Genomic DNA, 21,097 nt, shown 5'->3' on the forward strand with positions numbered 1-21,097 from the left:
GGGAATCGCCCATTTCTCAGCAAAGCATCCGTTCAAGGAGACACACCATGAAACTCGAAAACATGTCCGCCGTCGTGACCGGCGGCGCTTCCGGCCTGGGCCTGGCCTGCGCGCGACGCCTGGTGGAACGCGGCGTCGGCGTGGTCATCGCCGACCTGAACGAAGAGCGTGGCAACGCGGTGGTGGACGAGTTCGGCGGCAAGGTCCGCTTCGTCAAGGCCGACGTCTGTGACACCGACCAGATGAACGCGGTCTACGACGCCGCCGAAGCCATCGCCCCGCTGCGCGCGCTGATCCACTGCGCCGGCCTGGGCGCGCCGGTGCGCGTGGTCGAGAAGGACGGCCAGCCGGGATCGCTGGAGAAGTACGAAGCGGTGGTGCGAATCAACCTGATCGGCACCTTCAACGCGCTGCGCCTGGGTGCCGCGCGCATGGCAAAGAACGAACTGGTCGACGGCGAACGCGGCGCGTGCGTGCTGACCGCTTCGGTGGCCGCCTATGAAGGGCAGATCGGCCAGATCCCTTACAGCTCGGCCAAGGCCGGCATCGTCGGCATGACGCTGGTAGCCGCGCGCGACCTGGCGCAGCGCGCGATCCGCGTGTGCACGATCGCTCCGGGGCTGTTCGACACGCCCCTTCTGGCGAAGCTGCCGGAGAACGTGCGCGCCTCGCTCGGCGCCATGGTGCCGCATCCGCCGCGGCTGGGCGCGCCGGATGAGTACGCCTCCACCGCGCTGCACATCCTGGAGAACCCGATGCTCAACGGCGAGACCATCCGCCTGGACGGCGCCATCCGCATGGCGCCGCGCTGATCCGGCACGCGCATCGATTTCGCATCCGCATACAAGGAACGAAAAATGAGCGACACGCTGCAACTTGAAACCCGTGGCAATACGCTGCTGATCACGATGAACCGGCCCCAGGCGCGCAATGCCATGGACTTCGAGACCGCGACCGCGCTGGCGGCCGCGATCGACCAGCTGGAAAGCCGTGACGACCTGAGCGTGGCCATCCTGACCGGCGCGGGCGGCACCTTCTGCTCCGGCATGGACCTGAAGGGCTTTCTCGAAGGCAAGCGCCCCAGCCTGCCCGGCCGCGGCTTTGGCGGCCTGACCGAGAAACCGCCGCGCAAGGTGCTGATCGCCGCAGTGGAAGGCTATGCACTGGCCGGCGGCTTCGAGCTGGCACTGGCGTGCGACCTGATCGTGTCGTCGAAGGCGGCCAGGTTCGGCCTGCCTGAAGTCAAGCGCGGGCTGGTGGCCGGCGCCGGCGGGCTGATGCGCCTGCCGCGCCGCGTGCCGTACCACATCGCCATGGAATACGCGCTGACCGGCAATATGCTGGGCGCCGAGCAGGCCCACGCCTACGGCCTGGTCAACCGCCTGACCGAACCGGGCCTGGCACTGGCAGGCGCGCTGGCGCTGGCCGACGAGATCGGCGCCAACGGCCCGCTGGCGGTCGCGGTCAGCAAGCAGATCGTGGCCGAGTCCGCCGACTGGAGCGCGGAGGAAATGTTCGAGCGCCAGCGCCCGCTGCTGGCGCCGGTATTCACCTCGGCCGATGCCCGCGAAGGTGCGGCCGCGTTCGCCGAGAAGCGCAAGCCGGTGTGGACGGGCAAGTAATGCGCCCGCACGACATCGCTTGACCGAAGGCACGGATGTAGCGCCCTCCGCCTCCGGACGGCCGGCCGCAAGCCGGCCGTTTGCATTGGGTCCGGCCGACGGCCAGGCCCGCGGGGGCCTGTCGTGGCGCTGCACGCCCCCACGGCTTCAGCAAAGCGGAAGGCGGCCCGGCGCAAAGCCAAATTGACACGGCGCGGCCCGCGGCATACCCTCGCCCTACTCTTCGGTATATTCAGCACTCGCTTAATACGGCGCGAGTGGCCGGGGGTTCACAAGAAGAACAACAACGATAACAACGACAACACCGAGACGAAGCATCTTGTCCTCCTCCATTCCAACCTCCCGCCTCGACAGCCTGCGCCCGGCCCTGCCCATCCTGCTCGGCGCCTCCGTGATGCTCAGCCTGGCCATGGGCCTGCGCCAGAGCCTGGGCATCTTCATGCCGCCGCTGACGCGCGACATCGGCATCTCGGTCTCGGATTTCACCGTGGCCATTGCCGTGCAGAACCTGGCCTGGGGACTGCTGCAGCCGCTGGCCGGGGCGTGGGCCACGCGCATCGGCTTCCGGCCGCTGATGCTGGCGGGATCGGTGCTGTATGTGATCGGGCTGGTGCTGCTGGCGACCGCGCACGGCATGGTCGGCGTGACGCTGGGTGCGGGCGTGGCGATCGGCGCGTCGATGGCCTGCACCGGCAGCGCGCTGGCGATGGCGGTGGCGGCACGGCCGGTGCCGGCGGCACTGCGCAGCACGGTGCTGGGGCTGGTGTCCGGGGCCGGATCGCTGGGGGCGCTGCTGGCCGCGCCGATCGGGCAGATGGTGACGCAGTCGTATGGATGGCGCGCCGGGCTGGCGGCTTTCGTGCTGCTGGCGCTGGTGATGCTGCCGGCCGCATGGTTTGCCGGGCGCGTTGACCGGCTGACGCTGAACCTACCGACCGGCGTCGGCCAGGACAACGCGCGCCAGGCGCTGGGCACCGCGCTGCGGCATGCGCCGTTTGTGGTGATGGCCCTGGCGTATTTTGTCTGCGGCATGCAGCTAGTGTTCCTGACCACGCATCTGCCGTCGTATCTCGATATCTGCGGCATGGACCCGATGCTCAGCGCCAAGGCGCTGGGCGTGATCGGCGGCTTCAACGTGCTGGGCAGCATCTTCTTCGGCTGGGCCGGCGGGCGCTTCAACAAGCTGATGCTGCTGGGCGGCATCTATACCATCCGCTCGCTGGCGCTGACGTGGTACTTCTCGTCGGCGCCCACGCCGGAAAGCACGCTGGTGTTCGCCGCCGTGATGGGCTTCCTGTGGCTGGGCGTGGCGCCGCTGGTATCGGGCTGGATCGCCGAGACCTTCGGCCTGCGCTGGCAGGCCATGCTGGGCGGCGTGGCGTTCTTCAGCCATCAGATCGGCAGCTTTATCGGCGCCTTTGGCGGCGGGCTCGTCTATGACGCGCTCGGCTCGTACACGGTCGCATGGCAGGCCGGCGTGGCGCTGGGGCTGGCGGCGGGGCTGGCGCAGATCGCCTTTGCCGTGGCCACGCAACGGCGCCCGCCGCTGATGGCCACGTCCTGAACGCGCGGCGCCATGTCAGAATCGGGGTTCCCGCACTGGAGCCCCTTTTTCATTCCGCCACCATCACGACTTGGAACTGCTTCGCATCGCCCTGCTTTTTGCCGTGACGGCCGTTGCCGAGATCGTCGGCTGCTACCTGCCGTGGCTGGTCCTGCGGCAAGGCAAGAGCCTGTGGCTGCTGGTGCCGGCGGCGCTGTCGCTCGGGCTGTTTGCATGGCTATTGACACTGCATCCGGCCGCGGCGGGCCGCACCTATGCCGCCTATGGCGGCATGTATATCGCGGTGGCGCTGCTGTGGCTGCGTTTTGTCGACGGCGTGGTGCTGACGCGCTGGGACGTGGCCGGTGCCGCCATCGCGCTAGCCGGCATGGCGGTGATCGCGCTACAGCCGGCAGGCCGCTGAGCACGGCCAGCGATCAGTGCCAGGCGCTGCCGACCCGGATGTATAACGTGTTCCGGCCCTTGCTGTGGGCCACGCCGAGATAAGCGTCTTGCACAAAAACACCCCGGCCGCGGCCTGAAAGTGGCCTCGCACCCGAATGAGGGATGCCTGCCTGCCGGACGCCGCCTAGCATGGATAACGAGTGGTCCTTGGATCCTCAGGCCTTTTCCCGCCCGCGCTCGCGCGGGCGCTTTCTTGGTTGCCGGTTCGCTGTGGCGAAGGGCGCCGCGGCATTGCCGGCGGGCGGTAAGAAACTCCCTGCTTTGTAAATCTGGCGGCACGTGCCGGTCAGTGCTCCCCCTTGCGCCAGTGCCACAGCGCCAGCCCCGCCAGCGCACCCGCCACAAGCGCGCCGGCGATACACCACTGCCGCGTGTGTCGCGGCGATCCCCATTCTCCGCCGATGGACATGTGCCCCAGCGAGGCATGGAACAGGTTGCCGTCCGACACCGGCGTATCGTGCGCGCCGCTGAAATGCCGGTGCGCGACCTGGCCGGAAACGCGCTGCACCAGGCCCGGCGCCACCAGGTTGGCCGCTCGGGCCAGCCTGGCTACCATCCCGACTGTAGTGGAATGCGAGCCGGGGGCCGCCACGGCGCGCAGCACCGCCCGCGCCACCGAGTTGGCATCGACCAGGGGCCGCGGCGGACGCAGCGCCTTGCCGGTGTAGTTGGCGCTGTGGCGCATGCCCGGCGTGTCGGCGGTGGACGGGAAGATGTCGCAGATGCGGATCCGCGGCCATCCCACCAGTTCGGCGCGCAAGGCCTCGGAGAAGCCGCGCAGTCCGAACTTGCTTGCGGTATACGACACGCCGTAGGGCGATGGCGCCCAGGCGCCCAACGACACGATATTCACCAGCACGCCCTCGCCGGCCGCCTTGAAGAACGGCAGCACCGCATGCGCGCCATGCAGGTAGCCCAGCAGGTTGATGCGCACAACCTGTTCGTGCGCAGACACGGGCGTTTCCTCGAACAGACCGAATGCGCCGACGCCGGCATTGTTGACCCAGACATCGATGCCGCCATCGCCGAACTCCGCCGCACGCTCGGCCAAGCGGTGCATGGCCGCCGGCTGCGTGACATCACCGGGAACCGCCAGCGCTTTCGCGCCCAGTTCGCGGCAGGCCGCGGCGGCGCGCGCCAGCGGCGCTTCACCGCGGGCGCACAGGACCACGCGTGCATGGCATTTGGCAAAGGCGAGTGCAGTGGCCAGGCCGATGCCGCTGGAAGCGCCGGTGATGACAACGGTAAGCGGTCGGGTCGGGGGCATGGCGGGCCTCTCACGGAAGTGGAACAGAGGTGGGATGCAGGCTGAAGGTATCGCCGGCTGCGCAGCATGTTCCGTTCCAGCGCCGCGGCGCTGGAACACAACTTGCCTGTTGCCATGCAATACCGCGCGAGCCCCGGCACCCCTGGCGCCAGAGGCGCGCGCTTCGACCATGCAACCAAGCTTAGACCCAAGGAGGCCCCGTCATGCCCTCGACCGAACAGGAAATCCTGGTCTGCGGCCCGGACGACGGCCGCTGGCACCTGGAGATACGCATTGGCAGAGGCGCGCCGCAGCGGCTCGCCGGCGACTTCGATTCGCCCGAGATGGCCATCGCCGGTGCGCACCAGGTCTATCCGTCGCTCCCCGTGCGCATTGCCGATACCTCCGGCGCGCCGGCGCCATCGGCGCGCCAGCACCAGGGCTCACTGACCGACTACCACTACGGCGGCCACAGCGTGACGCAGGACGAAAAAGTGGCCGGACGCGCCCATCCCTCCAGCGAGACGTCGCAGCCGCCGCCGGGCCCCCATCCGTACCAGCCGACGGACCTGGGCAACCTGCCGCCCGGCACGCCTCGCCACGGCATGTACGGGGTCGCCTCCACCCCTGAAGAGGCCCAAGCCGCAGACGAGAAAGACGCCGCGGCGCGGCGCGCCACGCCCGCCGCCCCCGACCCCAACGGCAAGCGCTGATCCGGGCGCCCTCCCCGGCGGCGCCACGGGCGGCGGGCAACACGTACAATCTCGGTTTTCCCTACCGCCCCACCGCCCGCCGCCATGACCACCCTCGGAACCCCGCTCTCCCCCTCCGCCACCAAAGTGATGCTGCTCGGCTCCGGCGAACTGGGCAAGGAAGTGCTGATCGCACTGCAGCGCCTGGGCGTGGAAACCATCGCCGTCGACCGCTATGACAACGCGCCCGGCCAGCAGGTGGCGCACCACGCGCGCACCATCGCCATGAGCGACCCCGACCAGCTCAAGGCGCTGATCGAGGCCGAGAAGCCCCACCTGGTCGTGCCCGAGATCGAGGCCATCGCCACACCCATGCTGGAGACGCTGGAAGCCGCCGGTACCGTGCGGGTGATCCCCACCGCCCGCGCCGCGCGCCTGACCATGGACCGCGAAGGCATCCGCCGCCTGGCCGCGGAATCGCTCGGCCTGCCGACCAGCCCGTACAAGTTCTGCGACTCGCTGGACGAACTGCAGGCCGCCATCGACGGCGGCATCGGCTACCCGTGCGTGGTCAAGCCGGTGATGAGCAGCTCCGGCAAAGGCCAGAGCAAGATCGACTCCCCCGACTGCGTCAAGGCCGCGTGGGACTACGCCATGGCCGGCGGCCGCGTCAGCCACGGCCGCGTGATCGTGGAAGGCTTTATCGATTTCGATTACGAGATCACGCTGCTGACCGTGCGCGCGATGGGCGCCAGCGGCCAGGTGGAAACGCAGTTCTGCGCACCGATCGGCCACGTGCAGGTCAGCGGGGACTATGTCGAAAGCTGGCAGCCGCAGCCGATGCATCCCGCCGCGCTGGAAACGGCGCAGCGCATCGCGCAGGCCGTCACGTCAGACCTCGGCGGCATGGGCCTGTTCGGCGTGGAGCTGTTCGTCAAGGGCGAGCAGGTCTGGTTCAGCGAAGTCAGCCCGCGCCCCCACGACACCGGCATGGTGACCATGGCCACGCAATGGCAGAACGAGTTCGAGCTGCACGCGCGCGCCATACTGGGCCTGCCGGTCGACACCACGCTGCGCAGCCCCGGCGCCAGCGCCGTGATCTACGGCGGCGTGGATGCCCAGGGCGTGGTCTTCGATGGCGTGGACCAGGCGCTGAGCGTGCCGCAGACCGAGGTGCGCCTGTTCGGCAAGCCGGAGAGCTTCATCAAGCGGCGCATGGGCGTGGCGCTGGCGTATGCGGACGATGTCGACACCGCCCGCACCCGTGCCAAGGAAGCCGCCAGCCGCGTGCGTCCGCGCGCGGTCGGCTGAAAATCAGGCGGGATGGTTGCCAGCGGCGGCATGACCCGGCGCATGCTGCACCGCGGCCTGCGCTGCCACCAATTGCGCCGCGGCCAGCACCGGCGCCACGCGTGCGCCGCTCAGGTCCGCCCCTGACGGCGCCTGGTACAGCCGCAGCCCCAGCTCGGGCAGGATTGCGAGCAGGTGGTCGAACACATCGCCCTGGATGCGTTCATAGTCCATCCACGCAGTGAGCGCGGTAAAGCAGTAGATCTCCACCGGGATACCCTGCGAGTCGGGCTCCATCATGCGCACGTTCAGCAGCAGGTCGTGGTGGATCTCAGGATGCGCCTTCAGGTAGGCAATGCCGTAGGCGCGGAAGGTGCCGATATTGGTCAGCCGGCGCCGGTTGACGGGGTCGCTGCCCGCGGCGATCAGCAGGCGGTTGGCCTCGTCGACCTCGGCCTGCTTTTCCTCCAGGTAGTCGTGCAGCAGCCGGAAGCGCATCAGCGCGTGCACCTCCTGGTCCTCCAGGAAACGCACGCTGCCGGCATCCAGCCGCAGCGTACGCTTGATGCGCCGGGCGCCGGACTCGAACATCTGGCGGTAGTTGCGGTAGCTCTCGGAGAACAGCTTGTAGGTCGGCACGGTGGTCACGGTGTTGTCCCAGTTCTGCACCTTGACCGTATGCAGCGCGATGTCCTTGACGTAGCCGTCGGCATTGCACTGCGGCATCTCGATCCAGTCGCCGATGCGCAGCATGTCGTTCGACGTCAGCTGCGTACTCGCCACCAGCGACAGCAGCGTGTCCTTGAACACCAGCAGCAGCACGGCGGACAACGCACCCAGGCCTGACAGCATCCATAGCGGCGAGCGGTTGATCAGGATCGACAGCACCAGCACCGCGCATACCAGCCCCAGGCCCAGCCGGCCCACCTGGATATAGCCCTTGATCGAGCGCGTCTGCGCCTCCCGCGTGTTGGCGTAGACATCCTGCCACGCCCCCAGCATCCCGCTCAGCATCAGGAAGAAGCTGATCCACAGGCCGGCGTGCGCCAGGCGCTCGATCGCCACCGCATAGCGGCCCATGTACGGCACTTCGCCGATGCCGATGGTGATGACCGCGAACCCCACAGCGTAGCCAAAGCGCCGGTTGGCGCGATGGCGCGTCAGCGCCTTGCTCCAGGGCGCCTTGCCCCATACCGCCAGCATGTGATGCCCCACGCGCGAGATCACATGGCCGAATAGCCATTGCGCCAGCACTGCAATCAGCACCAGTACCAGCAGGGATAGCGCAAGCTGGGCCCACGGATGGGCCGGAATACGTTGCTGGAACAGCTCCAGCGGGGCATCGAAATTCATAAAGGGGGCGACGGAGGCTGGTCAACCGGCCGGATAGCAAAGTGTAAGTGTACAAAACGTGTCCGACACACCGTGAATCCGGGTAGTGCCTGGCCATTTTCCTACGTCGCCCCGTCCCGTTGGCTCACGCCGGCAGCAACTTCAGACCACCGATCCCGATGAAGATCAGCGCGATCAGCAGAAGCCGCATCGGCGCAGCGCTCTCGCCCAGGAACAGGATGCCCACCAGCGTCACCCCGATCGCCCCGATCCCCGTCCACACCGCGTAGGCCGTCCCCACCGGCAAGTGCCGCAGCGCCGCGCTGAGCAGGAAAATGCTGGCCAGCGCCGCCCCGATCCCCAACGCCGTCGGACCGGGCCGCGTCCCCCCGTCGGTATGTTTAAGGGCCAGCGCCATCACGATCTCGATCAGGCCCGCCAGGCCCAGCAGCATCCACGCCATCGTCATTTCCTTTCGTCCGGTTCGCCGCCCGCCGCGCCTATTGCCGGGGCTGCCCTGGGCACTGTAGGCTGTGCGAATCGGCACAGAAACTGGCGGTTTTTGCAAAGGAGTTATGCAAACATGCAGGAAGCAGACTGGGACGACCTCAAGTATTTCCTCGCCGTTGGCCAGTCCGGTTCCCTCGCCGGGGCGGCGCGGGCGCTGCATGTCAATCATTCCACCGTGCTGCGCCGCCTGGCGCGGCTGGAAGAGGTCCTCGGAACCCTGCTGTTCGAGCGCCATCCCACCGGCTATGCGATGACTGCAGCCGGCGAAGCGCTGGCACATCGGCTTGCGGGAGTCGGCGAACAGATCGATGCTGCGCAAAGGCAGTTGTCGGGGCTTGATAGCCAGTTGAGCGGACCGTTGCGGGTGACGACCACTGACACGCTGCTGAGTGGGTTACTGATGCCGCTGTTTGCCGAGTTTCGGGCCATGCATCCGCGGATCCAGTTGCAGATCGTGGTCAATAACAGTTTCTTGAGCCTGAGCCGGCGGGAAGCAGACGTGGCGATACGGCCGGCGAATGCGGTGCCGGAGTTTCTGGTTGGCAGGCAGGTTGGTTTGCTCCAGACCGCGCCATACGCTTCACGTGAATACCTGAAGCAAACGCAGCAGAAGCCGGCGCGACGGGGAACGGTAGCGTCGGACTGGGGACGCTACGACTGGGTAGTGCCAGACGATGCACTGGCACACCTGGCGCAGGCACGCTGGACCATGGAACACGTGCCGGAATCGCGCCGCCTGGTCAGCGCCGACAGCCTCATGGCAATGGCCCAGGCGGTACGGCACGGTATGGGAGCCGGCATGCTGCTATGCCTGCTGGCCGAGGGCGATACGCAACTGGTCCGGCTGGCTCCGCCGGAGCCGGCACTCGACACGACCCTGTGGATCCTGACCCACCCGGACCTGCGCCACAGCGCCCGGGTGCGGGCCTTCAACGATTTCCTCTACGAAAGACTGCGCGCCTCGCCGTGGCTGCAGCGATGAGAACCTAAAACGCTACGACAGCGTGGTGTACATCGCCATCAACTGCTCATCCGAATACCCCCACTCCGCCGCATTCTCAAACGCCACCACTGTCTCATCGCTGTGGCGCAGGTCGATCAGTTCGGTAGGCACCGGCCTGGACTGCGACACCGAATAAAACGCCATCACCCGCGGCCGCAACGGGTCCGCCTCGTTCTGCGCGCACACCACGGCCAGCCGGTTGGAGCGCAGCCGCAGCACGGTGCCAAGCGGATAGATGCCAACAGTGCGGCTAAAGGCCTTGAATACGCGCCGGTCGAACAGCGTGTCGACGCGCACGGCCATGTATTCCATCGCGCGCGCCGGCGACCATTCCTTGTGGCCCGGGCGCGCGGAGGTCAGCGAATCGTAGGCGTCGCAGATCGCCGCGATCTTGGCGTGCACGCTGAGCTCGTGCCCGACCAGTCCGAAGGGATAGCCACGGCCATCCACGCGCTCGTGGTGGTGGACGCAGACATCGAGCGGGATGTTGGAATACAGGCGCGCCTCGTTCAGGATGCGGTAGCCGGCTGACGGGTGGCGGCGGTAGGCCTCCTCCTCCTCGGCCGTGCGAGCGGTGGCCTTGAGCAGCACGGCTTCGGGCAGCGTCAGCTTGCCGATGTCGTGCACCAGCCCGGCCAGGCCGAGTTCGCGCACTTCTTCGTCGGGCAGGCCGAGCGTGCGGCCGACGGCGATCATCAGTGCACAGACGGCAAAGGCGTGCAGGTAGTTGTAGTCGTCGCGGGCCTTGAGACGCGCCAGCGCCAGCAGTGCCTGCCCGTGACGGGACAGTGAGCGCGAGGCGGAATCGACCAGCAGCAGCGCGCCGTCGACCTCCAGCGCCCGGCCCATGCGCACGGCGGCGAACATCGAACCGACCACGCTCTTGCCGGATTGCAGCAGCTCGCGCGCGCGGCCGATTTCCCCTTCCAGCGACGCGGCGGGCTGTGGCGGGGTTGCGGGCAAGGGCTCAGGAATGGTGCCCCCGACCGGCGCGACCGGCGCGTCGGCCGCCTCGGGCGGCGGCAGGCTGCGGCCCTTCAGGATATCGATCCAGACTTCCTGGACGCCGGCGGACCGGATCTGCCGGATCTGGTCTTCATGGCTGACCAGGAATTTTGCCCGCCAGAACGGATGGTTGATCCATGGGCCGCCGAGCCTGGCGACAAACATTCCCACCTGCAATTGTTCCGACCGGATGCGCCTGAGCATGCTAGACCCCCTCGAAAATTGGTTTTCTTCTTGTCGGAACGGATTAACGGCAGCCCTGGGCGCGCCTTGAGCCCCTCTTTTGGGGGGGGAGAACTGTGCCGCGGGGCCTTGTCAAGCGGCGCGCGAATGTCCGGACGGTGTTCTCGGGCATTGCAGGCGCCAGCAATGCCCGCGCTACAATGGCTGGCCCAGTGCTCACCAGACGCCCCAGCCAGTCGCCCCCGTTCACCCATGTCCGGAACGTACACGCTAGTCGGCATCGCCCGCGCCAAGTCCCATCGCCGTGAGGCGCTGGTGTCCCAGCTCACCTCGCTGCGCTCGCGCGGGCTGACCGAGCCCGGCTGCCTGGACTACCACGTCGGGCAGGACGCCGAAGACGCGCAGGTCTTCGTGATCTACATGGTCTGGGATTCCAAGCGCGCGCTCGAATCGCACCTGAACCGGCCGTATATGCGCGATTTCCACGCCTCGCGCCGGGATTTCGTCGAGGGCGACTTCAGTTTTCGCTGGCTCAACGCCGCCTGACGGCGCTCCGCCCTTTCCCCAGGCGCCATGCGCGCCACCCCGGCCGGCCCGGCTGGCCCGGATTTCGCTCCTCCGGCCGCTTGTCATTCGCGCCGCCCCGGTCTATCACACAGATTGACGCCCGGAAGGGCCCCGGCGGGAGTGCATCATGGAAGTCAGGGATGGATTTGCCGGCACCATCGGCCACACGCCGTTGATCCGACTGGCCGGGGTGAGCGAGGAAACCGGCTGCGACATCTACGGCAAGGCGGAATTCCTGAATCCCGGCGGCTCGGTCAAGGATCGCGCGGCGCTGTATATCATCCGCGACGCCGAGCGGCGCGGACTACTGAAGCCGGGCGGCACGGTGATCGAAGGCACCGCCGGCAATACCGGCATCGGCCTGGCCCACCTGTGCGCGGCGCGCGGCTACCGTTGCATCGTGGTGATCCCCGACACCCAGTCGCCCGAGAAAATGGAGCGGCTGCGCATGCTGGGCGCCGAGGTCCGCCCGGTCCCGGCCAAGCCCTATGCCGACCCCGGCAACTACCAGAAGATCGCCGGCCGGCTGGCCGAGGAGACCGACAACGCAATCTGGGCCAACCAGTTCGACAACCTGGCCAACCGCCAGGCCCACTACGAAACCACCGGCCCCGAGATCTGGCACGCCACCACCGGGCGCATCGACGCCTTTACCTGCTCCACCGGCACCGGCGGCTCGCTCGCCGGCATTGCCCGTTACCTGAAGGAACACAAGCCCGGCGTGCGCATCGTGCTGGCCGACCCGCAAGGCAGCGCCCTCTATCACTTCGTCAAGCACCGCGAACTCAAGGCCGAGGGCAGTTCGATCACCGAGGGCATCGGCACCAGCCGCGTCACCGCCAACCTGCAGGACACGCCCATCGACGATGCGGTGCGGATCGACGACCAGACCTGCGTTGACATGGTCTATCGGATGCTGCGCGAGGAAGGCTTGTTCCTGGGCGGGTCGTCAGGGATCAACGTGGGCGCCGCAGTGGCGCTGGCGCGCGAGATGGGGCCCGGGCATACCATCGTCACGCTGTTGTGCGACCGGGGCGACTTGTATATCGGCCGCTTGTTCAACGAAGCCTGGCTGGCCAGCAAGGGGTTGCAGCCGATCCCGTTCCGGCGCGTCGGTCCTGTGGTGTAGCCGCGCTAGGCGGCCTTGAGCCGCCGCCACAGCGTGGTCGGGCTGATGCCGAGGATATGGCAGGCGGCGGTGCGGTCGCCGCCGCACTCGGCCAGCACGCGACGGATATGATCGACCTCGCTGGATTGCTTGACGCCGGCCAGCGAGCGGCCCGGGGTGCGGGCGGGACCGGTTCGGGCGGCAGGCCCGGCTGGCGCATCCGGCAGCTCCTGCCCGCCGTCCCCGCCGAACAGCTCCGGCGCCGCAGCCTGCAACTCACGCAGCAGCGCATCGGCTTCCAGCTTGCGCCCGGCCACCAGCACGGCAATCCGTTCGGTCACGTTCTCCAGCTCGCGGATATTGCCGGGCCAGCCGTAGCGCGCCAGCCGGGCGCGGGCCGCGGCGGGCAGGCGCTGGGGACGCTCCATCCCCAAGCGGTCCTGTGCGCGCCGATACAGCAGTTCGGCCAGCTCGGGCAGGTCTTCGGTGCGCTCGCGCAGCGGCGGCATTTCGATGCGCAGGATATTGAGGCGGTAGTACAGGTCCTGGCGGAAGGTGCCGTCGCGCACCAGCGCCACCAGGTCGCGGTGGGTGGCGGCGATCACGCGTACGTTGACCGGCACCGCATCCAGGCCGCCGATCGGGAGTACCTGCTTTTCCTGCAGCACGCGCAACAGGCGCGTCTGCAGCGCGGAGGGCATGTCGCCAACTTCATCGAGGAACAGCGTGCCGTTGTGGGCCGATTCGAACAGGCCGGCCTTGCCGCCACGGCGCGCGCCGGTGAAGGCGCCCTCTTCGTAGCCGAACAGTTCGCTTTCCAGCAGCGCTTCCGGGAAGGCCGCGCAATTGACCGCGACGAACGGGAAGGCGCGGCGCGGGCTGGCATCGTGCATGCCCTGCGCCAGCACTTCCTTGCCGGTGCCGCTCTCGCCGCCGATCAGCACGGTCGAGTCCACCGCGGCATAGCGCCGCGCCAGCTCGCGCAACTCGGTCATGGCATCGGAGGTGCCGGCCAGGTCGTCCAGGCTGTAGCGCACGCCCGCCGGCCGCGCGCGGCTGCGCGAGCGCAGGTTGCGGTCCACGCGCTGGATCGCGCTGGCGTCCTGGATGGTCAGCACCGCGCCGGTGGTGCCGGCCTCGCTCACGATAGGGATGCGGTTGACCACCACCATCTTGTCGCCGAGCTTGTGGATCGCTTCCAGCTCCTTGTCGCCGCTCTGCATCACGCCTTCTAGCGCCAGGCTGGGGGCCAGCGTCTGCAGCTTGCGGCCCACCGCAGCAGCGGCCGAGGTGCCGAGGAAGCGCTCCATCGCCGGGTTGAACGACTGGATCCGTCCTTCCGCGTCGACCGCCGCCACGCCCTCGTTCAGGTGCACCAGGATGGTGTTGACGTAGTCGCGCCGGGTGGCCTCGATGCGACGCAGGCGCGCGGCCTCGATCGCGTCCTCCAGCGCCATGCGCACCGAGTTGCCCGAGTACAGGAACACGCCGGTGAGGCCGTACCGATCCGCCAGGTCGGTCACCAGGCCGGGGCCGACCACGACCTGGATGCCCTCCTGCTTCAGCGCCTTGACGCGCGCCACCGCGTCATCCTCGGTCAGGTAGGTGTAGGCCGGGATCGACAGGGAGAAGGCGCGCACGAACTCGTCGACCTCCGCATACGTCGAGGCATGCGTCACCAGCGCGACCCGCGGGGAGATGCGCCGCGCGGTGGCCAGCGCACTCATTACGTCGAAGCCGGTCACCTTGACCAGCACCACCGGCACGTCCACGTGCTGGCGCAGGTAGGCGCCGTTGGAGCCACCGGCCACCACCACGTCGAGGCGCCCTTCGCGGGCTTCGCGCGCTACCGCGCTGGCGGCAGCTTCGTAGCCCTTGCCGAGGATGCGGAATTCCGCGCGGGCGGCATAGGACGGGATCAGGTCGGCGAAGGCGCGCGCCAGGCGGCTGATGCCGATGGCCCAGATGCGCGGGCGGGCGGATGTGGAGGCGGGAGGGCTCATGGTGCGATGCGGCGTGTGAAGCGTGGTGAAACGCGTGGCGAACAGGCGTACAGTGCTGGCACATTGTCCGCCACCCCGGGCCGGATTTCAACTTTGAAATCCACATTTGCGGCCGTGAAATGCAAATGTGGCTAAATCATGGCATGCGACAATGCGGCAAGTTTGGCACCATGCCCGCCAGCCCAGTACTGGCAAGGGCTGGAGAGATTTCATGGCAGCCGGCGCAAAGGCTGGCACACCCCTTGCGATATTGGCTCGTCCTGTTCACCCAACGCATACGCCAATGACCTACTCCGCTTCCGACCTCGCGCGCTCCGCTGGCGCCCGTTTCCGCCAGGCGCTTGCCGACGAGCATCCGCTGCAGGTGGTCGGCACCATCAACGCCAACCACGCCCTGCTGGCCAAGCGTGCCGGCTACCGTGCCATCTACCTGTCGGGTGGCGGCGTCGCCGCCGGCTCGCTGGGGCTGCCCGACCTGGGCATCTCCAACCTGGACGACGTGCTGACCGACATCCGCCGCATCACCGACGTGTGCGACACGCCGCTGCTGGTGGACGTTGATACCGGCTTCGGCGCCTCGGCTTTCAACGTGGCCCGCACCACCAAGTCGCTGATCAAGTTCGGCGCCGCGGCCATGCATATCGAGGACCAGGTCGGCGCCAAGCGCTGCGGCCACCGCCCGAACAAGGAAATCGTCACGCAGGGTGAAATGGTCGACCGCATCAAGGCCGCCGTCGACGCCCGCACCGACGAGAACTTTGTCATCATGGCCCGCACCGACGCGCTCGCCGTGGAAGGCCTGGACAAGGCCATCGAGCGCGCCGTGGCGTGCGTGGAAGCCGGCGCCGACGCCATCTTCCCGGAAGCCATGACCGACCTCGGCATGTACCGCAAGTTTGTCGACGCGGTGAAGGTGCCGGTGCTGGCCAATATCACTGAATTCGGCGCCACGCCACTGTTCACCACAGATGAACTCGGCGGCGCCGGGGTGTCGATGGTGCTGTACCCGCTGTCGGCCTTCCGCGCCATGAACAAGGCGGCAGAAAATGTGTACGCGGCCATCCGCCGCGACGGCACGCAGAAGAACGTGGTCGATACCATGCAGACCCGCTCGGAGCTCTACGAGAGCATCGGCTACCACGACTTCGAGCAAAAGCTCGACGCCCTGTTCGCGCAAGGCAAGGGCAAGTAAGACAAGACAGACACAGGCACGGCCGGGCATGCTCCGGCCGTTTGGCCGGAACCGGCCAACAACATACAGGCATCACACAAGGAGACCCAGATGTCCGAAGCGCAACCGCTCGCCGCTCCCAAGCCCAAGAAATCCGTCGCCCTGTCGGGCGTGACCGCCGGCAATACCGCGCTGTGCACGGTCGGCCGTACCGGCAACGACCTGCACTACCGCGGCTACGACATCCTCGATATCGCCGACACCTGCGAGTTCGAGGAAATCGCCCACCTGCTGGTGCACGGCAAGCTGCCGACCAAGGCTGAACTGGCCGCCTACAAGGCCAAGCTCAAGTCCCTGCGCGGCCTGCCCGCCAACGTCAAGGCCGCGCTGGAATGGGTCCCCGCCAGCGCCCACCCGATGGACGTGATGCGCACCGGCGTGTCGGTGCTCGGCACCGTGCTGCCGGAGAAGGAAGACCACAACACCCCGGGCGCGCGCGATATCGCCGACCGCCTGATGGCCAGCTTCGGCTCGATGCTGCTGTACTGGTACCACTACAGCCACAACGGCCGCCGCATCGAGGTGGAAACCGACGATGACTCCATCGGCGCACACTTCCTGCACCTGCTGCACGGCGAGAAGCCGTCGGAGCTGTGGGAGCGCGCCATGCACACGTCGATGATCCTGTACGCGGAGCACGAGTTCAACGCCTCGACCTTCGCCGCGCGCGTGGTCGCCGGCACGGGCTCGGACATGTACTCGGCCATCTGCGGTGCGATCGGCGCGCTGCGCGGGCCCAAGCATGGCGGCGCCAACGAAGTGGCTTTCGAGATCCAGAAGCGCTACGACAACCCGGATGAAGCGCAGGCCGACATCACCCGCCGCGTCGAGAACAAGGAAGTCGTGATCGGCTTCGGCCACCCGGTGTACACCATCAGCGACCCGCGCAACCAGGTGATCAAGGAAGTGGCCCGGAAGCTGTCGAAGGATGCCGGCTCGATGAAGATGTTCGATATTGCCGAGCGCCTGGAAACGGTGATGGGGGACATCAAGAAGATGTTCCCGAACCTGGACTGGTTCAGCGCGGTGAGCTACCACATGATGGGCGTGCCGACGGCGATGTTCACGCCGCTGTTCGTGATTGCGCGTACCTCGGGCTGGGCCGCGCACATCATCGAGCAGCGCATCGACAACAAGATCATTCGTCCGAGCGCCAACTACACCGGTCCGGAGGACCTGAAGTTCGTGCCGATCAAGGATCGCAAGTAAGACCGGCTGCCGGTTTGCTCCGCGTCGGGTTGCATTGATCCGAGCCTGCGGGCAAGGGGGTAGTTGGTCGCTGACACCGGGCCACTACCCCTTTTTCATACCAATATTGATTCCCTACACCATGAATTCTGCAAACCGCAAACCGCTACCGGGCACCAAGCTGGATTACTTCGACGCGCGCGCCGCGGTCGAGGCCATCCAGCCGGGTGCCTACGACAAGCTGCCGTACACGTCGCGCGTGCTGGCAGAAAACCTGGTGCGCCGCTGCGACCCGGCCACGCTGACCGATTCGCTGAAGCAACTGATCGAGCGCAAGCGCGAGCTGGACTTCCCGTGGTTCCCCGCGCGCGTGGTCTGCCACGACATCCTGGGCCAGACCGCGCTGGTCGACCTGGCCGGCCTGCGCGACGCCATTGCCGACCAGGGCGGCGACCCCGCCAAGGTCAATCCCGTGGTGCCGGTGCAGCTGATCGTCGACCACTCGCTGGCGGTGGAATGCGGCGGCTTCGATCCCGATGCCTTCGCCAAGAACCGAGCCATCGAAGACCGGCGCAACGAAGACCGTTTCCATTTCATCGACTGGACCAAGAAGGCGTTCAAGAACGTCGATGTGATCCCGCCGGGCAATGGCATCATGCACCAGATCAACCTGGAGAAGATGTCGCCGGTGATCCACGCCGAAGTGAATGGTAACGGCCGCGGCGTGGCCTACCCCGATACCTGCGTCGGCACCGACAGCCACACCCCGCACGTGGATGCGCTGGGCGTCATCGCCATCGGCGTGGGCGGCCTGGAAGCCGAAAACGTGATGCTCGGCCGCGCCTCGTGGATGCGCCTGCCGGATATCGTCGGCGTGGAGCTGACCGGCAAGCGCCAGCCCGGCATCACCGCCACCGACATCGTGCTGGCCCTGACCGAATTCCTGCGCAAGGAAAAAGTGGTCGGCGCCTACCTGGAGTTCCGCGGCGAAGGCGCCTCGAGCCTGACGCTCGGCGACCGCGCCACCATCTCCAACATGGCCCCCGAATACGGCGCCACCGCGGCGATGTTCTTTATCGACGAGCAGACCATCGAATACCTGCGCCTGACCGGCCGAACCGACGAGCAGCTCAAGCTGGTCGAGACGTATGCCAAGACTGCAGGGCTGTGGGCGGATTCGCTGAAGAACGCCGAGTACGAGCGCGTGCTGAAGTTCGACCTGTCGAGCGTGGTGCGCAACATGGCCGGCCCGTCCAACCCGCACAAGCGCCTGCCGACCTCCGCCCTGGCCGAGCGCGGCATCGCCGTGGACCTGGACAAGGCCCGCGCGCAGGAAGCCGAAGGTCTGATGCCGGACGGCGCGGTGATCATCGCCGCCATCACCAGCTGCACCAACACCAGCAACCCGCGCAACGTGATCGCCGCCGCCCTACTGGCGCGCAACGCCAATGCGCGTGGCCTGGCGCGCAAGCCGTGGGTCAAGTCGTCGCTGGCGCCCGGCTCCAAGGCCGTCGAGCTGTACCTGGAAGAAGCCAGGCTGCTGCCGGACCTGGAAAAGCTCGGCTTCGGCATCGTGGCCTTTGCCTGCACCACGTGCAACGGCATGTCCGGCGCGCTGGATCCCAAGATCCAGCAAGAGATCATCGACCGCGACCTGTACGCCACGGCTGTGCTGTCCGGCAACCGCAACTTCGACGGCCGCATCCACCCGTACGCCAAGCAGGCCTTCCTGGCCTCGCCGCCGCTGGTGGTCGCCTACGCCATCGCCGGCACCATCCGCTTCGACATCGAGAAGGACGTGCTGGGCACGGACCAGGACGGCAAGCCGGTGTACCTGAAGGACATCTGGCCGACTGACGAAGAGATCGACGCGATCGTCAAGCAAAGCGTGAAGCCCGAGCAGTTCCGCAAGGTCTACGAACCGATGTTCGCGCTGACCGCGGAAACCGGCGAGAGCGCCGCGCCGCTGTACGACTGGCGCCCGCAGAGCACCTACATCCGCCGCCCGCCCTACTGGGAAGGCGCGCTGGCCGGCGAGCGCACGCTCCAGGGCCTGCGTCCGCTGGCGGTGCTGGGCGACAACATCACCACCGACCACCTGTCGCCGTCCAACGCGATCCTGCTCGACAGCGCTGCCGGCGAATACCTGGCCAAGATGGGCCTGCCGGAAGAGGACTTCAACTCGTACGCGACTCACCGCGGCGACCACCTGACCGCGCAGCGCGCCACCTTCGCCAACCCGACGCTGATCAATGAAATGGCCGTGATCGACGGCCAGGTCAAGAAGGGTTCGCTGGCGCGCATCGAGCCGGAAGGCAAGGTCGTGCGCATGTGGGAAGCGATCGAGACCTACATGGACCGCAAGCAGCCGCTGATCATCATCGCCGGCGCGGACTATGGCCAGGGCTCGTCGCGCGACTGGGCCGCCAAGGGCGTGCGCCTGGCCGGCGTGGAAGTCATCGTCGCCGAGGGCTTCGAGCGCATCCACCGCACCAACCTGATCGGCATGGGTGTTCTGCCGCTGGAGTTCAAGGCGGGCGTGAACCGGCTGACGCTGGGGCTGGATGGCACGGAGACCTATGACGTGATCGGCGAACGCCAGCCGCGTGCGACGCTGACGCTGGTGGTCCATCGCAAGAACGGCGAGCGTGTGGAAGTGCCGGTGACGTGCCGCCTGGACAGCGATGAGGAAGTGTCGATTTACGAGGCCGGTGGCGTGCTGCAGAGGTTTGCGCAAGACTTCCTGGAGTCGACGAAGGCTGCCGCGTAAGCAGAAGCCGATGGTTTTCTCCCCTCTCCCGCTTGCGGGAGAGGGGAGAAAACAAGCGCCGCGCTTTGCTTCTCCCAGGATTGATTCCTAAGCTGTGACAAGGCCCCCTGGCCTAACCCGGACAAAGATTCCCATGGCCCACGTACCCCAGATCAAAATCCCCGCCACCTACATCCGTGGCGGCACCAGCAAAGGCGTGTTCTTCCGTCTGCAGGACCTGCCCGAGACCGCGCAGGTCCCCGGCCCGGCCCGCGACGCGCTGCTGATGCGCGTGATCGGCAGCCCCGACCCCTACGGCAAGCAGATCGACGGCATGGGCGGTGCCACCTCCAGCACCAGCAAGACCGTGATCGTGTCGAAGAGCACGCGCCCCGACCACGATGTCGACTACCTGTTCGGCCAGGTTTCGATCGACCAGTCCTTTGTCGACTGGAGCGGCAACTGCGGCAACCTGTCTGCCGCGGTCGGCCCGTTCGCCATCAGCGCGGGCCTGGTCGATCCCGGCCGCGTGCCGCAGAACGGCGTCGCGATCGTACGCATCTGGCAGGCCAATATCGGCAAGACCATCGTCGGCCATGTGCCCATCACCAATGGCGAAGTCCAGGAAACTGGTGATTTCGAGCTGGACGGCGTGACCTTCCCGGCCGCCGAAGTGCAGCTCGAATTCATGGACCCGGCCGCCGAGGAAGAAGGTGCCGGCGGCGCGATGCTCCCGACCGGCAACGTGGTCGACGACCTGGAAGTGCCGGGCGTGGGCACACTCAAGGCAACGATGATCAACGCCGGCATCCCGACCATTTTCGTCAACGCGGAGAGCATCGGCTACACCGGCACCGAGCTGCAGGACGCCATCAACAGCGACACCAAGGCGCTGGCGATGTTCGAGACGATCCGTGCCTACGGTGCGCTGCGCATGGGCCTGATCAAGGACGTGGACGAGGCCGCCAAGCGCCAGCACACGCCCAAGGTCGCCTTTGTGGCCAAGCCGGTGGACTACGTCGCTTCCAGCGGCAAGAAGGTCGCTGCGGCTGATGTCGACCTGCTGGTGCGCGCGCTGTCGATGGGCAAGCTGCACCACGCCATGATGGGCACGGCAGCGGTGGCGATCGGCACCGCTGCGGCGATCCCCGGCACGCTGGTCAACCTGGCCGCCGGCGGTGGCGAGCGCAGCGCGGTGCGTTTCGGGCATCCGTCCGGTACGCTGCGCGTGGGCGCCGAGGCGCAGCAGGTGGATGGCGAATGGGTGGTGAAGAAGGCCATCATGAGCCGCAGCGCGCGCGTACTGATGGAAGGCTGGGTGCGTGTGCCCGGCGACGCGTTCTGATCTAAGCCACCTCGC

The 21,097-nt window shown here is 67.4% G+C and carries 18 protein-coding genes; 13 read left to right on the top strand and 5 right to left on the bottom strand.

Annotated features, from left to right (window positions below):
* Positions 1-47 precede the first annotated feature (47 nt).
* From AC10V3_RS10760 to AC10V3_RS10775, 4 genes are all read left to right on the top strand, one after another.
* Complete coding sequence (locus AC10V3_RS10760; protein ID WP_022535239.1) at positions 48-812, top strand: SDR family NAD(P)-dependent oxidoreductase; 765 nt, start codon at positions 48-50, stop codon at positions 810-812.
* Positions 813-857: 45 nt separating this feature from the next.
* Positions 858-1,622, top strand: coding sequence for a crotonase/enoyl-CoA hydratase family protein (locus AC10V3_RS10765; protein ID WP_022535240.1), 765 nt, complete (start codon positions 858-860; stop codon positions 1,620-1,622).
* A gap of 394 nt (positions 1,623-2,016) precedes the next feature.
* Positions 2,017-3,186 carry an MFS transporter gene (locus AC10V3_RS10770; protein WP_022535242.1) on the top strand — a complete coding sequence of 390 codons (1,170 nt, stop codon included), beginning with the start codon at positions 2,017-2,019 and terminating at the stop codon, positions 3,184-3,186.
* A 70-nt stretch (positions 3,187-3,256) separates the two neighbouring features.
* Entirely contained in the window at positions 3,257-3,589 is a 333-nt protein-coding gene (locus tag AC10V3_RS10775; protein ID WP_022535243.1) for a YnfA family protein, read from the top strand.
* A 327-nt stretch (positions 3,590-3,916) separates the two neighbouring features.
* Here the strand turns inward: AC10V3_RS10775 and AC10V3_RS10780 are convergent, their stop codons facing one another.
* Complete coding sequence (locus AC10V3_RS10780; protein ID WP_022535244.1) at positions 3,917-4,897, bottom strand: SDR family oxidoreductase; 981 nt, start codon at positions 4,895-4,897, stop codon at positions 3,917-3,919.
* Between the two features lie 203 nt (positions 4,898-5,100).
* On the opposite strand from AC10V3_RS10780, the gene AC10V3_RS10785 reads away from it, so the two are divergent.
* Positions 5,101-5,589 (top strand): hypothetical protein, encoded by a 489-nt coding sequence (locus AC10V3_RS10785; protein WP_022535245.1) that lies wholly within the window; start codon positions 5,101-5,103, stop codon positions 5,587-5,589.
* An 84-nt stretch (positions 5,590-5,673) separates the two neighbouring features.
* The gene (gene purT / locus AC10V3_RS10790) at positions 5,674-6,879 is read left to right on the top strand and encodes a formate-dependent phosphoribosylglycinamide formyltransferase (RefSeq protein WP_022535246.1); all 1,206 of its coding nucleotides are present in this window, start codon (positions 5,674-5,676) and stop codon (positions 6,877-6,879) included.
* A 3-nt stretch (positions 6,880-6,882) separates the two neighbouring features.
* On the opposite strand, the gene AC10V3_RS10795 is transcribed toward purT, so the two are convergent.
* Positions 6,883-8,211 carry a mechanosensitive ion channel family protein gene (locus AC10V3_RS10795; protein WP_022535247.1) on the bottom strand — a complete coding sequence of 443 codons (1,329 nt, stop codon included), beginning with the start codon at positions 8,209-8,211 and terminating at the stop codon, positions 6,883-6,885.
* 124 nt (positions 8,212-8,335) lie between these two features.
* Complete coding sequence (locus AC10V3_RS10800) at positions 8,336-8,653, bottom strand: DMT family transporter (RefSeq protein ID WP_022535248.1); 318 nt, start codon at positions 8,651-8,653, stop codon at positions 8,336-8,338.
* Between the two features lie 120 nt (positions 8,654-8,773).
* Between AC10V3_RS10800 and AC10V3_RS10805 the strand changes: the two genes are divergently transcribed.
* Positions 8,774-9,682 carry a LysR family transcriptional regulator gene (locus AC10V3_RS10805; protein WP_022535249.1) on the top strand — a complete coding sequence of 303 codons (909 nt, stop codon included), beginning with the start codon at positions 8,774-8,776 and terminating at the stop codon, positions 9,680-9,682.
* 12 nt (positions 9,683-9,694) lie between these two features.
* Here the strand turns inward: AC10V3_RS10805 and AC10V3_RS10810 are convergent, their stop codons facing one another.
* A complete protein-coding gene (locus tag AC10V3_RS10810) occupies positions 9,695-10,912 on the bottom strand; it encodes an HD-GYP domain-containing protein (RefSeq protein WP_022535250.1) in 1,218 nt (405 codons plus the stop codon).
* Between the two features lie 231 nt (positions 10,913-11,143).
* On the opposite strand from AC10V3_RS10810, the gene AC10V3_RS10815 reads away from it, so the two are divergent.
* Both AC10V3_RS10815 and AC10V3_RS10820 read left to right on the top strand, forming a co-directional pair.
* Complete coding sequence (locus AC10V3_RS10815; protein WP_022535251.1) at positions 11,144-11,437, top strand: putative quinol monooxygenase; 294 nt, start codon at positions 11,144-11,146, stop codon at positions 11,435-11,437.
* A 148-nt stretch (positions 11,438-11,585) separates the two neighbouring features.
* Complete coding sequence (locus tag AC10V3_RS10820; protein ID WP_022535252.1) at positions 11,586-12,587, top strand: cysteine synthase A; 1,002 nt, start codon at positions 11,586-11,588, stop codon at positions 12,585-12,587.
* 5 nt (positions 12,588-12,592) lie between these two features.
* On the opposite strand, the gene prpR is transcribed toward AC10V3_RS10820, so the two are convergent.
* A complete protein-coding gene (gene prpR, locus AC10V3_RS10825) occupies positions 12,593-14,569 on the bottom strand; it encodes a propionate catabolism operon regulatory protein PrpR (RefSeq protein ID WP_022535253.1) in 1,977 nt (658 codons plus the stop codon).
* A 283-nt stretch (positions 14,570-14,852) separates the two neighbouring features.
* Here prpR and prpB point away from each other — a divergent pair, with 283 nt between their 5' ends.
* The 4 genes from prpB (at position 14,853) to prpF (ending at position 21,082) form a co-directional block, all read left to right on the top strand.
* On the top strand, positions 14,853-15,761 hold the full coding sequence (prpB, locus tag AC10V3_RS10830; RefSeq protein ID WP_022535254.1) for a methylisocitrate lyase: 909 nt from the start codon (positions 14,853-14,855) through the stop codon (positions 15,759-15,761).
* A 90-nt stretch (positions 15,762-15,851) separates the two neighbouring features.
* The gene (gene prpC / locus AC10V3_RS10835; RefSeq protein WP_022535255.1) at positions 15,852-17,009 is read left to right on the top strand and encodes a bifunctional 2-methylcitrate synthase/citrate synthase; all 1,158 of its coding nucleotides are present in this window, start codon (positions 15,852-15,854) and stop codon (positions 17,007-17,009) included.
* A gap of 121 nt (positions 17,010-17,130) precedes the next feature.
* A complete protein-coding gene (gene acnD / locus AC10V3_RS10840; RefSeq protein WP_022535256.1) occupies positions 17,131-19,758 on the top strand; it encodes a Fe/S-dependent 2-methylisocitrate dehydratase AcnD in 2,628 nt (875 codons plus the stop codon).
* Between the two features lie 133 nt (positions 19,759-19,891).
* Entirely contained in the window at positions 19,892-21,082 is a 1,191-nt protein-coding gene (gene prpF / locus AC10V3_RS10845; RefSeq protein WP_454751985.1) for a 2-methylaconitate cis-trans isomerase PrpF, read from the top strand.
* The last annotated feature ends 15 nt before the right edge of the window (positions 21,083-21,097 follow it).

The organism is Cupriavidus sp. PB-02 (genome assembly GCF_058252315.1).

Coding starts and splice junctions, on each gene's coding strand:
- AC10V3_RS10760 (WP_022535239.1), top strand. CDS start 48: ATGAAACTCGAAAACATGTCCGCCGTCGTGACCGGCGGCGCTTCCGGC.
- AC10V3_RS10765 (WP_022535240.1), top strand. CDS start 858: ATGAGCGACACGCTGCAACTTGAAACCCGTGGCAATACGCTGCTGATC.
- AC10V3_RS10770 (WP_022535242.1), top strand. CDS start 2,017: ATGCTCAGCCTGGCCATGGGCCTGCGCCAGAGCCTGGGCATCTTCATG.
- AC10V3_RS10780 (WP_022535244.1), bottom strand. CDS start 4,897: ATGCCCCCGACCCGACCGCTTACCGTTGTCATCACCGGCGCTTCCAGC.
- AC10V3_RS10785 (WP_022535245.1), top strand. CDS start 5,101: ATGCCCTCGACCGAACAGGAAATCCTGGTCTGCGGCCCGGACGACGGC.
- purT (WP_022535246.1), top strand. CDS start 5,674: ATGACCACCCTCGGAACCCCGCTCTCCCCCTCCGCCACCAAAGTGATG.
- AC10V3_RS10795 (WP_022535247.1), bottom strand. CDS start 8,211: ATGAATTTCGATGCCCCGCTGGAGCTGTTCCAGCAACGTATTCCGGCC.
- AC10V3_RS10800 (WP_022535248.1), bottom strand. CDS start 8,653: ATGGCGTGGATGCTGCTGGGCCTGGCGGGCCTGATCGAGATCGTGATG.
- AC10V3_RS10805 (WP_022535249.1), top strand. CDS start 8,774: ATGCAGGAAGCAGACTGGGACGACCTCAAGTATTTCCTCGCCGTTGGC.
- AC10V3_RS10810 (WP_022535250.1), bottom strand. CDS start 10,912: ATGCTCAGGCGCATCCGGTCGGAACAATTGCAGGTGGGAATGTTTGTC.
- AC10V3_RS10815 (WP_022535251.1), top strand. CDS start 11,144: ATGTCCGGAACGTACACGCTAGTCGGCATCGCCCGCGCCAAGTCCCAT.
- AC10V3_RS10820 (WP_022535252.1), top strand. CDS start 11,586: ATGGAAGTCAGGGATGGATTTGCCGGCACCATCGGCCACACGCCGTTG.
- prpR (WP_022535253.1), bottom strand. CDS start 14,569: ATGAGCCCTCCCGCCTCCACATCCGCCCGCCCGCGCATCTGGGCCATC.
- prpB (WP_022535254.1), top strand. CDS start 14,853: ATGACCTACTCCGCTTCCGACCTCGCGCGCTCCGCTGGCGCCCGTTTC.
- prpC (WP_022535255.1), top strand. CDS start 15,852: ATGTCCGAAGCGCAACCGCTCGCCGCTCCCAAGCCCAAGAAATCCGTC.
- acnD (WP_022535256.1), top strand. CDS start 17,131: ATGAATTCTGCAAACCGCAAACCGCTACCGGGCACCAAGCTGGATTAC.
- prpF (WP_454751985.1), top strand. CDS start 19,892: ATGGCCCACGTACCCCAGATCAAAATCCCCGCCACCTACATCCGTGGC.